The organism is Klebsiella planticola (genome assembly GCF_000783935.2).
Taxonomy (GTDB): Bacteria; Pseudomonadota; Gammaproteobacteria; order Enterobacterales; family Enterobacteriaceae; genus Klebsiella; species Klebsiella planticola.
This window is the reverse complement of the sequence record NZ_CP026047.1, coordinates 3,727,102-3,742,033: the sequence shown is the minus strand read 5'-3', so window position 1 is coordinate 3,742,033 and position 14,932 is coordinate 3,727,102. Positions and strand designations below refer to the sequence as shown.

The window sequence follows — 14,932 nt, the reverse complement described above, 5'->3', positions numbered from 1 at the left end:
CCTGCATTGCCATTGCCACTTCTACCCTGCTAATTGAATCAACACCAACAGCCCTTTTGTTAATACCAATGTCCGGAGTGTTAATTATATGTATGCAGCGGTTGCAACGCAGTTCTGCTTTAGCCCATCAGATACGGAAAGTTTTATCTTAAGTTTGTTTATCTCAGGTTTACCCGACTTCGTTAATATTAGAATTAAAATCTGAAGCATTGCCCCACCTCAGTGTTGATATATTTACTCCTTAAAGAGGATGTCAAATAGCGGAGCGCAGCATAGCAGGAATATCTGTTCTTATGACCGATGGCGCAATGATACGTATCCTTAAAAGGAATAACCTTTATGCGGAAAAGAACTGTTCTTGTGGTCCCCTTGTTGATTGCCGGCTGCGCATCGCTTCAGCCGTACGGCAAGGATACTGAGGTCACCCAAAGCTACTTTTACAAGGATTCAGCAAAACCCAGAGCGATATACTCTTGCATGCAGGATAAGCTTTTTTCTCAGGGATACCTTCTGGAGTACGGAAAACTCAACAATGAAGTCGGCGTAAATCGTTTTGACGTGACGCGTCATGCAGAAAGCGTTGCCAGCCTTGAGATCTACACGGGCGGTTCATCGGTATCAAGCCAGGCATTTGCCAAAAGCCACCGTGTTCGCAAAGACCTCGATACCGCGCAGTCATATTGCGTGGAACATACCGGCCACAGTTCCTCAATGGCTGCCGCGATCGTTGAAGGACTATGGGAGGGGCTAAAATAACACCCGGCCCCTTCAGGGGGGGGCCAGACTTAAGGCACAAAAAGGTGGATATGCGTACCACCTGGTCGTCTGCCGAAAGTCCGTACGCAGCCACGTTTTTTCCGCCTACCGCATCGCCCTGACCGACGGCAGCGCGAATGCCTTTTCCTGCGGTCGGCATTCTTGCCTTGCCCGGACCCTTTTACCCCGCGTTGCCTGTAGATTGCGGCCGCCGACAAACTTATACTTGGCGCACAATTTTCACTCTAAGGTCTGGACATGACGTTCTCTTCTCCACTTAACAAACGCGGCGTCACGCCGGCGAAAGCGATGGTCGCGGCGATCAGCGGCTACGCAATGGATGGCTTTGACCTGCTGATCCTCGGTTTCATGCTGCCTGCGATCAGCGTTTCGCTGGCGCTCAGCACTTCTCAGGCCGGTTCCCTCGTGACCTGGACGCTGATTGGCGCGGTACTGGGCGGGATTTTTTTCGGTCATCTCAGCGACCGCCTGGGCCGTATTCGCGTCCTGACCTTCACGATCCTGATGTTCTCGGTCTTTACCGGCCTCTGTGCGGTTGCGCAGGGTTATTGGGATCTGTTGGCCTATCGAACTCTTGCAGGTATGGGGCTAGGCGGCGAATTCGGTATTGGCATGGCGCTGATTGCTGAAGTCTGGCCCGCCAGCAAACGCAATCGCGCCTCGGCATGGGTCGGTATCGGCTGGCAGCTTGGCGTGCTGCTTGCCGCCTTTATCACCCCTCTCCTGCTGGATATCATCGGCTGGCGCGGAATGTTCCTCGTTGGGCTGCTGCCCGCCCTGGTCTCATTTGCCATTCGCCGCGGCATGGGGGAGCCCGACGCGTTTACCAAAGATATCGCAGTCACCCAACAGGTCTCCTTCACGACCCGTCTCCGGATGCTGTTTGCTGACCGCGCCACCTCGAAGGCCAGTATCGGGATCCTCATCCTCTGCTCGGTACAGAATTTTGGCTACTACGGCCTGATGATTTGGATGCCCAGCTATCTCTCCTCCAGTTTTGGTTTTTCGCTCACCAAATCAGGACTCTGGACCGCGGTCACCGTCGTGGGGATGACCTTCGGCATCTGGCTGTTCGGCGTGCTGGCGGACCGTTTCGCCCGCTGGAAGATCTTTCTGATTTACCAGGTTGGGGCCGTCGTGATGGTCATTATCTATGCCCAGCTGCGGGACCCGACCCTGATGCTGTTTACCGGGGCGGTAATGGGAATGTTTGTCAACGGCATGATTGGCGGCTACGGGGCGCTTATTTCTGATACCTACCCGCTACAGGTCCGCGCTACGGCGCAGAACGTGCTGTTTAACCTTGGTCGCGGCGTCGGTGGTTTTGGGCCGCTGGTGATTGGTCTGTGCGTCAGCCACTGGTCGTTCACCGCTGCCATCACGCTGCTGGCCCTTCTGTATCTGCTGGATATTTTCGCCACCCTGTTCTTACTGCCGAAAACGCAGGGCAGCGAAGATGCGCTGGGCGCGATAGGTTAACAGGGGTTAGCGCTTCGCTGCCGGCCTCGTCGCCGCATCAAAATAACAAAGCCCGGGTTTCCCCGGGCTTTGCACACAAGATAGCGATCAGTAGTAGGCTTTCAGCGTTCGCTGGCAGAGCATCGAACGGACGCAATCATCGGCGGTAAAACGCACAATGCCGATCATCTCGTCTTCCTCAAAACGCGCCAGCGCATCGACCAGCCCGGACTTCACGCCAGAGGGTAAATCACACTGGGTAATGTCGCCGTTCACGATGACCGTCACGTTTTCCCCGAGGCGGGTTAAAAACATTTTCATTTGCGCAGCCGTCACGTTCTGGGCCTCGTCCAGAATCACCACGGCATTTTCAAATGTACGTCCGCGCATATAGGCGAACGGCGCGATTTCCACCTTGCCAATTTCCGGTCGCAGGCAGTATTGCATAAAGGAAGCGCCCAGCCTCTTCACCAGTACGTCGTACACCGGTCGGAAATAGGGAGCAAACTTCTCGGCGATATCTCCCGGTAAGAAGCCGAGATCTTCATCGGCCTGCAGAACGGGACGGGTAACAATAATCCTGTCCACATCTTTGTGAATCAGGGCTTCGGCGGCTTTTGCTGCGCTAATCCAGGTTTTACCGCACCCGGCTTCGCCCGTTGCAAAAATCAGCTGTTTATTGTCGATGGCATTCAAATAATGCGCCTGAGCGTCATTGCGCGCTTCAATTGGGGAAGTATCACGGCTGTCCCGCGCCATGCCAATTGCTTCTACGCCACTCATTTGCACAAGCGATGTGACCGATTCTTCTTCGCGTTGCTTATGGCTGCGCGAATCGCGTCTCAGCACACGTTTTGCCTCACGACGAGCTTTGATCACTGCTTTTTGTCTTCCCATGGATAGCACCTTGCGTTGTTGGTTTACATCACACGCGTCAGCATCGACGCGATTATGCGCACAAACGATTGAGGTTTGGCTTCCTTTTAAGCCATTGCTTGCCGGTTGAATTGACAACGAGTCACGGCTACGCGCACCGCGTACCCGGTCAGGGTTCGGATGTTCTGTGGGGGTGGAAAGAGGTGAATTTACGCTGACGAAATCGCTGCCGGAGGTTTTCCCTCCGTGCTGAAGAGTACGGTGTGTTGTTTTGCGTTGTCCGGTACAGGACCCTACCATTCGCGATCTCCATAGTGAAACGACATCACTGCCGGGAACTACCGCGTCTGTAATAAGTACATCAAAAATTATTCTTAATGCAACTTATTTTTTACATAGACGCAACAAATATTTCCCTGTACAGCTGGAGCGAGTTTCCGTCATTTAGATTACAGAAAAATAACACAAGGCAGGAAATACAAAAAAAGAATGGAAAAACAGCAGAAACGCCCTGCCCTTACGGGCAGGTGCGTCAGGCTTCAAGCAGGGATTGCGCCAGGAAGTGCTGGCTGTCGATAACGCCCGGTAACACAAAGAAGTAGCCACCGCCGATAGGTTTGACGTACTCCTCCAGCGCTTCGCCGTTAAGGCGTTTTTGCACCGTCAGGAATCCCTTCTCCAGATCATGCTGATAGCAGACGAACAGCAGTCCCATATCCAGCTGCCCGGAGTTGGTTACGCCCAGCGAATAACTGTAGCCACGACGCATCATCAGACTGGACTGCGTCTGCGGTGTCCGCGGGTTCGCCAGTCGAATGTGGCTGTCCAGGGCAATAATATCGCCGTCAGGATCCCGGCTGTAATCCGGCACGTCATGCTCATGCTGCATGCCCAGCGGCGCGCCGCTGTGCTTATCGCGCCCAAAAATGGTCTGCTGCTCTTTCAGCGGGGTGCGATCCCAGAATTCCACGTGGAACTGGATGATTCGCGCCGCCTGATAGCTGCCGCCGGTTGCCCATGCCGGCTCACCCTGATCGGCGGTCACCCATACCACTTCATCCATCAGCGCCTTATCGCTGCTGACCGGGTTCGCGGTGCCGTCTTTAAAGCCCAGCAGGTTAACCGGCGTCTCTTTGCCTTTACTCCGCGCGGCGCTATCGGAAATAAACCCTTCACGCTTCCAGCGGACGCTGAGCAGATCCGGCGTATGTTTAATCACATCGCGCAGCGCATGGATAACCGTATCCTGAGTATTGGCACAGATTTGCAACAGCAGATCGCCATGGCAGAGCGCCGCATCCAGCGAATCGTTGGGGAAGCGGGTCATTTTTTGCAGCTTTTTCGGCGCCTGGTCCGCTAATCCATAGCGCTCATCAAACAGCGAATGGCCAACCGAAACGGTGACGGTCAGGTTATCCGGGGAGATCCACGCTCCGAGGATCCCCGAATCCATCGGCGGCAGGCGCGGATTAGGCGTGTCCGGCGCCGGCCCCCCTTTGGTCAGAAAGGCGATGCGCTGAGTCAGCAGACGAAACAGACGCTCCAGGTCCGCTTTATCGCTGGCCAGCACATCAAAGGCCACCAGCATCATCGATGCCTGCTGCGGCGTCAGCACGCCGGCCTGGTGCTGCCCGTAAAAAGGCTGCGCCTCGGCCCGCGCGTCCGGCGACAGCACACCCGGAGAGCTGCTGCCCTTCGCCGCGTGTGCCACCGGACAGCCGCCGGTAATAGCCAGCGCGCCGCCAAGCGCGCCGATCCCTTTTAATAATCGACGACGTGAAGGCTCATTCACGTCAGATTGCTTCTGTTCTGCCATCGACTTAGTCCAGCCCAAGGATCCCGCGCAGCTGAGACAGATCTTCCGCCAGCGTGGTGATCGGCCCTTTTAACGCATTACGATCCGCATCCGTCAGCTTGTCATACGTTTCGAAGCCGTCTTTAGTGCGGTATTTGCTGAGGATAGCGTCAACTTTCTTGAAGTTAGCATCCACTTTCGCCAGCAGCGCGCTGTTCTCTTTTTGCAGCTGCGGGCGCAGCAGGTCAACGATCTTCTGCGCGCCGTCGATGTTCGCCTGGAAGTCCCACAGATCGGTGTGGCTGTAGCGATCTTCTTCGCCGCTGATTTTGCTGGCCGCGACTTCTTCAATCAGGCCCGCCGCGCCACCCACCACTTTCGACGGCGGGAACGCCAGTTCGCTGATGCGTTTTTGCAGTTCAAGCACATCGCTGTTCAACTGGTCGGCATACTTTTCCATCCCCTTGACGCTGTTGTCGCCAAACAGGGCTTTTTCCAGACGGTGGAAGCCGGTGAATTTCGGGTCTTCGGCTTTTTTCTCGTAATCGTCTTCACGCGCATCAATACTGCCGTCCAGATCGGAGAACAGTTCTGCGATCGGTTCAATGCGCTCGTAGTGCTGACGCGTCGGAGCATACAGCGCTTTCGCTTTTTCAATATCGCCCGCTTTCACCGCGTCGGTGAAAGCTTTCGTACCGCTAACCAGCTGTGCGGTTTCCGCCGTAACGTAGGCTTTATAGGCGGTGATCGCCTCGCCAAGGCTTAACAGCGCATCGGCTTTCGCCGCATCTTTGGTGGCGGCGCCGGTCACGATCAGCTTGCCTTTCGGGTTGGTCAGCAGACCGCAGGTCATGTCGTATTCGCCCGGCTGCAGGTTCGCCGTCAGCTTTTGCGTAAAGCCTGGCGCAATGTTCTCGCGCTCTTCCACGACCATCACGCCTTTGAGAATCTCCCACTCCAGCGCTTTCTGACTGTGGTTTTGAATAATGAACTGCGTTTTCCCCGCTTTCACGGTGACGTTCATCGGCTCACACTGTTTGTCGTTAACGGTGACTTTTACCTGCGGGATATCCGCAGCCTGAGCGTAGAAGGCAGAGCTGAACAACGCTGCGACGGCAAGCTGCAGCGCATTACGGCGAAAATGAATCATCATGATCATCCCTTTCGGTAAGTATGTTGTAACCATAATCCTGCGGCGCCCTACTTAAGCGGAGCGGTGCGCGAGGTTGCTGTATTGTTACGCGGCGGCAGCGCAAACAGCACCAGCGCCGGAATCAAATAGATAAAGTAGACCGCCACTTCACTGACGGTAGGCGTCTCCTGGTAACCGAAGATCCCTTCGAGCAGCGTGCCGAAAAGCGTGTGGGTCGACAGCACGCCGCTCAGGTCAAACGCCACGTCCTGGAAATGGTTCCACAGACCGGCTTCATGAAAGGCGCGAATTGCCCCGGCAGCCAGCCCGGCCGCCACCAGCAGAATGAACAGACTGGTCCATTTGAAAAATACGCCGAGGTTAAGGCGGATCCCGCCCCAGTAAAGCAGGAAGCCGAGGACAATCGCGGTAGCCAGTCCCAGCATCGCCCCGAGCGGCGGCCAAATTCCGACATCCTGCTGGAATGCCGCCAGCAGGAAGAACACCGACTCCAGCCCTTCCCGCGCGACGGCGAAAAAGACCATCATGATCAGCGCCCAGCCGTGATGATTACCGCGCTGCAGAGCATTATCCACCGCCTGTTCCAACTGCTGCTTCACGTTGCGCGAGACTTTACGCATCCAGAACACCATCCAGGTCAGGATGCATACCGCCACCAGCGCCACGATGCCTTCGAACAGCTCCTGTTCCCGCTGGGGAAACTCGCCGGTCGTTTCGTTGATAAAGATCCCCAGGCCCAGGCACAGCGCCGCCGCCAGGATAACGCCAATCCACATGACGCCAATCCAGCTGCCGCGCTGGGTGCGTTTGAGATAGCTGGCAATCAGGCTGACAATCAGCGCCGCCTCCAGCCCTTCGCGTAACATAATGAGAAATGGAACAAACATGCCGACACCCTTCAATGTGAATCGCAGTCAGTGGATGCAAAGATAAGTAAATATTTCTGATAGTGATTATCATTACAATAATCAGAAACACAAGTGAAATGTAGAGAGTTTGGTGACGAGTTGTAAATTAATTGCTGTAAAATAATCACTTAGGGGATTATCTGTCTGCGTCGCGTTCGGCCAGCCGGCGCGGCGGTTTTTTCGCTGCAGATATTTACCAGGTTGACCGGCTGTGGCTAAATAGCGGCCTTATTGACCTGCGAAATGAACAACATGACACAATTCTTGCACTTCCTGCTGGCGCTGGCGGTTATCCTCGGCCTTGCCTGGCTTGCCAGCTATGACCGACAAAAAATCCGCGTTCGCTATATTATCCAGTTAATTATCATTGAAATTGCGCTGGCATTCTTTTTCCTGCATGCCGAAAGCGGTCTGTGGATAGTTAAAAATATCTCTGGCTTTTTCACTTCGCTGCTCGGCTTTGCTGCCGAAGGCACCAACTTTGTATTTGGCGGCATGAGTGAAAAAGGGATGGCGTTTATTTTCCTTGGCGTGCTGTGCCCGATTGTCTTTATTTCGGCGCTGATCGGTATTCTGCAGCACTGGCGCATTCTGCCTGTTTTCATCCGCGTGATTGGCACCCTGCTCTCCAAAGTCAACGGCATGGGTAAACTGGAATCCTTCAACGCCGTCAGCTCGCTGATTCTCGGCCAGTCGGAGAACTTTATCGCCTACAAAGGCGTGCTGGGCGACCTCTCCTCACGTCGGCTGTTCACCATGGCAGCCACCGCGATGTCCACGGTATCGCTCTCCATCGTCGGCGCCTATATGAGCATGCTCGATGCAAAATATGTGGTCGCGGCGCTGATCCTGAATATGTTCAGCACCTTTATTGTGCTGTCGATTATTAACCCGACGCGTCCGGGTAGCGAAGAAGAGATTAAGCTGGAGAAGCTCCACGAATCACAAAGCTTCTTCGAAATGCTCGGGGAATATATTCTTGCCGGCTTTAAAGTAGCGATGATTATTCTGGCGATGCTGATTGGCTTTATCGCCCTGATCAGCGCCATTAATGCCCTGTTTGCCACGCTGTTTGGCCTGAGCTTCCAGCAAATTCTTGGCTATGTATTCTATCCGCTGGCCTGGCTGATTGGTATTCCGCTCAGCGATGCATTGAACGCCGGAAGTATTATGGCAACCAAGCTGGTGGCCAATGAGTTTGTGGCGATGATTGAGCTGCAAAAAATTGCCGCCGGCATGACTCCGCGTGGACTGGGCATCCTCTCGGTCTTCCTGGTCTCTTTCGCGAACTTTGCCTCCATCGGCATTATTGCCGGGGCCATTAAAGGGCTGAACGAACAGCAGGGCAATATCGTCTCCCGCTTCGGCCTGCGTCTGGTCTACGGCGCCACGCTGGTCAGTCTGCTTTCCGCCAGCTTTGCCGGCCTGGTGCTATAGAAGAGATACGGCGGGGACTTCCCCGCCGTTTTTTCAGAAGTGAACGCAGACCGGTTGGTCCACGCGCATCACCGACTCCTGGGCAAAGCGCGATTTATAGAGGTTACGTAACGCCTCGATCCCCTCTTCGCTGCCACCGTCTTTACCATGAATCAGCATCAGCGCTTTGCTCTGCTCGCGGGCCACGCTGCCATCATTCCCCAGCCACTGGCCTCGGGCGTCAAACACCGTTAATCCCTCACGAAAACGCGGCGTGACGTCGCGGTCAACAAACTGCTGCCACTCCTGGTGGGTGATATCTTTACCCGCCGGGCGGCTTAAACCGAAATAGAGCGTGGTCTGCACCATCGCATTCTCTGCCGGGCATACCGCTGCCGTGGCAACCGGCGTACTCTTCTTCGCCGGTGCCACGCAGCCGCCAAGCAGCCCTGCCATCACCAGCACCAGCGCACCCTGTCTGAACGTCATTTTGCTATCCTCATTGTTTTTTGTGCCCCCGATATCAGCGTATTTTCATGGAATTAGCAAGAGGTGGGAGCCGTGCCCGGCGCCTGGCCGGCTTTCAGCCACAAAAAAGCCCGCTGAACGCGGGCTTGATTAACCGGTCGTGAGTTTACTCGGCGGTAGCCGGTGTCGGCGGAGCCGAATGATAATGGGCGTCCGCTTCGGCAAAGCGTTGCTGCATGGATGTCGACGGGGCTTTGCCCAGCAGGCTGAAGACCACGATGCCCAGACTGCCAAAGATAAAGCCAGGGATGATTTCATACAGGCCCAGCCAACCGAACTGTTTCCAGACAATCACCGTCAGCGCGCCAATCACCATCCCGGCCAGCGCCCCGTTACGCGTCATCCGCGACCACATCACCGAGAACAGTACGACCGGACCAAACGCGGCACCGAAGCCTGCCCAGGCGTAGCTCACCAGACCCAGCACGCGGTTGTTCGGGTTTGCCGCCAGCGCAATGGCGATCAGCGCCACCACCAGGACCATCGTCCGTCCGACCCACACCAGCTCTTTCTGACCGGCGTTTTTGCGCAGAAACGCTTTATACAGGTCTTCGGTAATCGCGCTGGAGCACACCAGCAGCTGACAGCTCAGGGTGGACATCACCGCCGCCAGAATCGCCGACAGCAGAATACCGGCAATCCACGGGTTAAACAGGATTTGCGCCAGTTCGATAAACACGCGCTCGGAGTTCTGATTAACCGCGCCGGCCAGCGCCGGGTTATTATTGAACCATGCAATACCGAAGAAACCGACCGCCACGGCACCCGCCAGGCAGAGAATCATCCAGGTCATACTGATGCGACGTGCGTGAACGATGCTGTGGTGCGAATCCGCCGCCATAAAACGCGCCAGAATATGCGGCTGGCCAAAGTAGCCCAGGCCCCAGCCCATCAGCGAAATAATCGCCACAAAATTCAGTCCTTTGAGCATATCGACATTTTCAATGCTCTTCTGCTTGATCACTTCCAGCGATTCACCAAAGCCGCCAACGGAAATAATCACCATCACCGGCGTCAGAATCAGCGCAAAAATCATCAGGCTGGCCTGTACGGTATCGGTCCAGCTTACCGCGAGGAATCCGCCGACGAAGGTATAAATAATCGTCGCCGCCGCACCGGCCCACAGCGCCGTTTCATAGCTCATGCCAAAAGTGCTTTCAAACAGACGGGCACCGGCAACAATCCCGGAGGCACAATAAATGGTGAAGAACAGCAAAATAACCAGCGCCGAAATAATACGCAGCACGCGGCTTTTATCTTCAAAGCGCCCGGTAAAATAATCCGGTAAGGTCAGCGCATTATTATTTACCTCGGTGTGTACGCGCAGACGACCGGCGACCAGTTTCCAGTTAATCCATGCGCCGAGCGTCAGACCAATGGCAATCCAGCTCTCGGAAATACCGGAGAGAAATATTGCGCCGGGCAATCCCATCAGCAGCCAGCCGCTCATATCGGAGGCGCCGGCGGAGAGCGCCGTCACAAATGGCCCGAGACTGCGGCCGCCGAGAATATAATCATCAAAGTTTTTTGTCGATCGCCAGGCAATAAAACCGATCAGTACCATGCCAAATATATAAATAATAAAAGTCACCAACATGGGGGTGCTAATAGCCATGTAAAATCTCCAGATTCTTTTGTCGACAACGTCCTGCTTTGTCATTTTATTCCACTACCGGAACGGGGTAGTGGCACAAGGATTGTATTGGGCGACCGTATCCTGACGGAAGCGTCGGCATTTCACAAACGATTTAACACAGCATTTACACTAATTTTTGTCCGTACCAAACTTCATTTTGTTATAGGTTGCACTCTCTCACGTTTTTATTGGTTGCACCTTGTAAAACTGTTAACTGACGCATAAAAAACCCCAGCGCAGAAAGGTTAATTTTCCGTTACATCCACCATCTCAATTAACAACTCACTCATTTCTCAGCTTGCTACACAGGTCACGATTAACAAGGTTGCACAAAGTTGCAACATAGTAGATATTTTCGCGTAACCGCAAAAAAGAACAACGATTCATAACAGGAGTGATAAGCATGGGCACCACCACCATGGGTGTTAAGCTTGACGACGCGACGCGTGAACGCATCAAGTTCGCCGCGAGCCGTATTGACCGCACGCCGCACTGGCTGATTAAACAGGCCATTTTCAACTATCTGGAAAAGCTGGAAAACGACGAGACGCTGCCCGAGCTGCCGGCCCTGCTTGCCGGCGCCGCCAATGAAAGCGATGACGTCAGCAGCCCGGTCGATGAGCCGTGGCAGCCATTCCTCGAATTTGCCGAGCAGATTCTGCCGCAGTCCGTCACCCGGGCCTCGATTACCGCCGCTTACCGCCGGGCAGAAACTGACGCCGTCCCTATGCTGCTGGAGCAGGCGCGCCTGCCGCAGCCGCTGGCTGAACAGGCGCATAAGCTGGCTTATCAGCTGGCGGAGAAACTGCGTAATCAAAAAACCGCCAGCGGTCGCGCCGGCATGGTGCAGAGCCTGCTACAAGAGTTTTCGCTCTCTTCACAGGAAGGGGTGGCGCTGATGTGTCTGGCGGAGGCGCTGCTGCGTATTCCGGACAAAGCCACCCGCGATGCCCTCATCCGCGACAAAATCAGCAACGGTAACTGGCAGTCGCACATCGGCCGCAGCCCGTCGCTGTTCGTCAATGCGGCAACCTGGGGCCTGCTGTTTACCGGCAAACTGGTCTCTACCCATAACGAAACCAGCCTTTCGCGCTCGCTGAACCGGATTATCGGCAAAAGCGGCGAACCGCTGATTCGCAAAGGCGTCGACATGGCGATGCGTTTGATGGGCGAACAGTTCGTGACCGGCGAAACCATCGCCGAAGCGCTGGCCAACGCCCGCAAGCTGGAAGAGAAAGGGTTCCGTTACTCCTACGATATGCTGGGCGAGGCCGCGCTCACCGCCGCCGATGCTCAGGCCTATATGGTCTCCTACCAGCAGGCGATCCACGCGATTGGCAAAGCCTCTAACGGCCGCGGCATTTATGAAGGCCCGGGGATTTCGATCAAACTCTCTGCGCTGCACCCGCGCTACAGCCGCGCACAATACGATCGGGTGATGGATGAACTGTATCCGCGGCTGAAATCATTGACCCTGCTGGCGCGTCAGTACGATATCGGGATTAACATCGATGCCGAAGAGGCCGATCGCCTGGAGATCTCCCTCGACCTGCTGGAGAAGCTGTGCTTTGAACCAGAGCTGGCCGGCTGGAACGGAATTGGCTTCGTGATTCAGGCCTACCAAAAACGCTGCCCGTTCGTCATTGATTCCCTGATTGACCTCGCCACCCGCAGCCGCCGTCGCCTGATGATCCGCCTGGTAAAAGGCGCCTACTGGGACAGCGAAATCAAACGCGCGCAGATGGACGGCCTCGAAGGCTACCCGGTGTATACCCGCAAGGTGTACACCGACGTCTCCTACCTCGCCTGCGCGAAAAAGCTGCTGGCGGTGCCGAGCCTTATCTACCCGCAGTTCGCCACCCACAACGCCCATACCCTGGCAGCCATTTATCAGTTGGCCGGGCAAAACTACTATCCGGGCCAGTATGAGTTCCAGTGCCTGCACGGCATGGGCGAACCGCTCTACGAACAGGTAGTCGGCAAGGTTGCCGACGGGAAACTGAACCGTCCGTGCCGAATTTATGCGCCGGTCGGGACCCACGAGACGCTGCTGGCATACCTGGTACGCCGCCTGCTGGAAAACGGCGCCAACACCTCCTTTGTTAACCGTATCGCGGATACTACGCTGCCGCTGGACGAGCTGGTTGCCGACCCGGTCAGCGCCGTGGAAAAACTGGCCCGGCAGGAGGGTAAGGCCGGCCTGCCCCATCCGAAGATCCCGCTGCCGCGCGATCTGTACGGCAAAGGCCGCAGTAACTCCGCGGGCCTGGATCTGGCCAACGAACACCGTCTGGCCTCCCTCTCCTCCTCTCTGCTGAACAGCGCATTGCACAAATGGCAGGCGCTGCCGGCGCTGGAGCATCCGGTGATGGCGGGCGAACTGCAGGCGGTGATTAACCCGGCCGAGCCGAAAGATATCGTCGGCCACGTGCGTGAAGCCCACCCGGAAGAGATTGAACTGGCGCTGACCAGCGCAGTCAATAACGCGCCTATCTGGTTTGCCACCCCGCCGCAGGAACGAGCGGCGATCCTTGAACGCGCGGCGGTGCTGATGGAAGACCAGATGCAGACGCTGATCGGCATTCTGGTCCGTGAAGCCGGTAAAACCTTCAGCAACGCCATCGCCGAAGTCCGCGAAGCCGTTGATTTTCTCCACTACTACGCCGGTCAGGTGCGCGACGATTTCGATAATGAAACCCACCGTCCGCTGGGACCGGTAGTTTGTATTAGTCCGTGGAACTTCCCACTGGCGATTTTCACCGGTCAGATTGCCGCCGCGCTGGCCGCCGGTAACAGCGTGCTGGCGAAACCCGCCGAACAGACGCCGCTGATTGCCGCTCAGGGCGTAGCGATTCTGCTGGAAGCCGGCGTTCCGCCGGGCGTGATTCAGCTGCTGCCGGGCCGCGGGGAAACCGTCGGCGCCGCGCTGACCACCGACGAACGCGTTCGCGGCGTGATGTTCACCGGCTCCACCGAAGTCGCCACGCTGCTGCAACGCAATATCGCCAGCCGCCTGGATGCACAGGGTCGCCCGACGCCGCTTATCGCCGAAACCGGCGGGATGAACGCCATGATCGTCGACTCCTCGGCCCTTACCGAGCAAGTGGTGATCGACGTGCTGGCCTCCGCGTTTGATAGCGCCGGGCAGCGCTGTTCCGCCCTGCGTATTCTCTGCCTGCAGGAAGAGATCGCCGACCATACGCTGACCATGCTGCGCGGCGCAATGGGCGAATGCCGGATGGGCAACCCTGGCCGTCTGACGACCGACATTGGTCCGGTCATCGATGCCGAAGCCAAAGAGAATATTGAACGCCATATTCAGAGCCTGCGCGCCAAAGGCCGCACGGTGTTCCAGGCGGTACGGGAAAACAGCGAGGATGCGCGTGAGTGGCAAAGCGGGACCTTCATTCCGCCGACCCTGATCGAACTCGAGAGCTTTGATGAGCTGAAAAAAGAGGTCTTTGGTCCGGTGCTGCACGTGGTTCGCTATAACCGCAACGAGCTGGATCAGCTGGTCGAGCAGATTAACGCCTCCGGCTACGGTCTGACCCTCGGCGTCCATACCCGCATCGACGAAACCATTGCTCAGGTCACCGGCAGCGCGAAGGTCGGCAACCTGTACGTTAACCGCAATATGGTTGGCGCCGTGGTCGGCGTGCAGCCGTTTGGCGGCGAAGGTCTGTCGGGGACCGGACCGAAAGCCGGCGGCCCGCTGTATCTGTATCGTCTGCTCTCCAGCCGCCCGCAAAACGCCGTGGGAACCACGCTCGCCCGCCAGGATGCGGAACGTCCGCTGGATGCGCAGCTGAAAACCCTGCTGGAAAAACCGCTAAACGCCCTGCAGCAGTGGGCCGCCGGTCGTCCTGAACTGCAGGCGCTGTGTCAGCAGTACCGTGAACTGGCGCAAGCCGGTACCCAACGTCTGCTGCCGGGTCCAACCGGCGAGCGCAATACCCTGACCTTTATCCCTCGCGACCGCGTACTGTGCGTGGCGGATAACGAGCAGGATGCGCTGATTCAGCTGGCGGCGGTCACCGCAGTCGGCTGTGAAATCCTGTGGCCGGAGAGCGCTCTGCATCGCGAGCTGGCGAAGAAGCTGCCGCGCGAGGTCAGCGAACGTCTCCACTTTGCCAAACCAGAGATGCTGACCGCTCAGGCTTTCGATGCGGTTATCTACCACGGCGATTCCGATCAGCTGCGGGAACTGTGTGAACAGGTGGCGGCACGCGACGGCGCGATTATCTCGGTTCAGGGTTTCGCCCGCGGTGAAAGCAACCTGTTGCTGGAACGCCTCTATATTGAACGCTCGCTGAGCGTCAATACTGCGGCGGCAGGCGGTAACGCTAGCCTGATGACCATCGGCTAAGGGTCTGTTGCGACCGACA

General features: G+C 56.4%; 10 protein-coding genes. 4 read left to right on the top strand and 6 right to left on the bottom strand.

Translation table 11 applies throughout. The features are described from left to right. Positions 1-339 precede the first annotated feature (339 nt). Both MC50_RS17960 and MC50_RS17955 read left to right on the top strand, forming a co-directional pair. Positions 340-756 carry a hypothetical protein gene (locus MC50_RS17960; RefSeq protein ID WP_032695717.1) on the top strand — a complete coding sequence of 139 codons (417 nt, stop codon included), beginning with the start codon at positions 340-342 and terminating at the stop codon, positions 754-756. Between the two features lie 258 nt (positions 757-1,014). Then, positions 1,015-2,256, top strand: coding sequence for an MFS transporter (locus tag MC50_RS17955; protein WP_032688405.1), 1,242 nt, complete (start codon positions 1,015-1,017; stop codon positions 2,254-2,256). Positions 2,257-2,343: 87 nt separating this feature from the next. Here MC50_RS17955 and phoH read toward each other — a convergent pair whose 3' ends face one another. The 4 genes from phoH to efeU all read right to left on the bottom strand — a co-directional run bounded on the left by phoH (position 2,344) and on the right by efeU (position 6,946). Further along, positions 2,344-3,132 (bottom strand): phosphate starvation-inducible protein PhoH, encoded by a 789-nt coding sequence (gene phoH / locus MC50_RS17950; RefSeq protein ID WP_032695716.1) that lies wholly within the window; start codon positions 3,130-3,132, stop codon positions 2,344-2,346. A 511-nt stretch (positions 3,133-3,643) separates the two neighbouring features. After that, the gene (efeB, locus tag MC50_RS17945; protein WP_032688406.1) at positions 3,644-4,927 is read right to left on the bottom strand and encodes an iron uptake transporter deferrochelatase/peroxidase subunit; all 1,284 of its coding nucleotides are present in this window, start codon (positions 4,925-4,927) and stop codon (positions 3,644-3,646) included. A gap of 4 nt (positions 4,928-4,931) precedes the next feature. Then, positions 4,932-6,059 (bottom strand): iron uptake system protein EfeO, encoded by a 1,128-nt coding sequence (efeO, locus tag MC50_RS17940; protein WP_032688609.1) that lies wholly within the window; start codon positions 6,057-6,059, stop codon positions 4,932-4,934. 47 nt (positions 6,060-6,106) lie between these two features. Further along, the gene (efeU, locus tag MC50_RS17935; protein WP_032688407.1) at positions 6,107-6,946 is read right to left on the bottom strand and encodes an iron uptake transporter permease EfeU; all 840 of its coding nucleotides are present in this window, start codon (positions 6,944-6,946) and stop codon (positions 6,107-6,109) included. A 273-nt stretch (positions 6,947-7,219) separates the two neighbouring features. Here efeU and MC50_RS17930 point away from each other — a divergent pair, with 273 nt between their 5' ends. Continuing rightward, positions 7,220-8,404 (top strand): NupC/NupG family nucleoside CNT transporter, encoded by a 1,185-nt coding sequence (locus MC50_RS17930; protein ID WP_032688408.1) that lies wholly within the window; start codon positions 7,220-7,222, stop codon positions 8,402-8,404. A 33-nt stretch (positions 8,405-8,437) separates the two neighbouring features. Here the strand turns inward: MC50_RS17930 and MC50_RS17925 are convergent, their stop codons facing one another. After that, positions 8,438-8,872, bottom strand: a complete 435-nt coding sequence (locus MC50_RS17925) for a DUF3574 domain-containing protein (RefSeq protein WP_047664618.1) — start codon at positions 8,870-8,872, stop codon at positions 8,438-8,440. Positions 8,873-9,017: 145 nt separating this feature from the next. Further along, entirely contained in the window at positions 9,018-10,526 is a 1,509-nt protein-coding gene (putP, locus tag MC50_RS17920) for a sodium/proline symporter PutP (RefSeq protein WP_032688410.1), read from the bottom strand. Between the two features lie 424 nt (positions 10,527-10,950). Here putP and putA point away from each other — a divergent pair, with 424 nt between their 5' ends. After that, positions 10,951-14,913, top strand: a complete 3,963-nt coding sequence (gene putA, locus MC50_RS17910) for a trifunctional transcriptional regulator/proline dehydrogenase/L-glutamate gamma-semialdehyde dehydrogenase (RefSeq protein ID WP_047664616.1) — start codon at positions 10,951-10,953, stop codon at positions 14,911-14,913. Positions 14,914-14,932 lie beyond the last annotated feature (19 nt).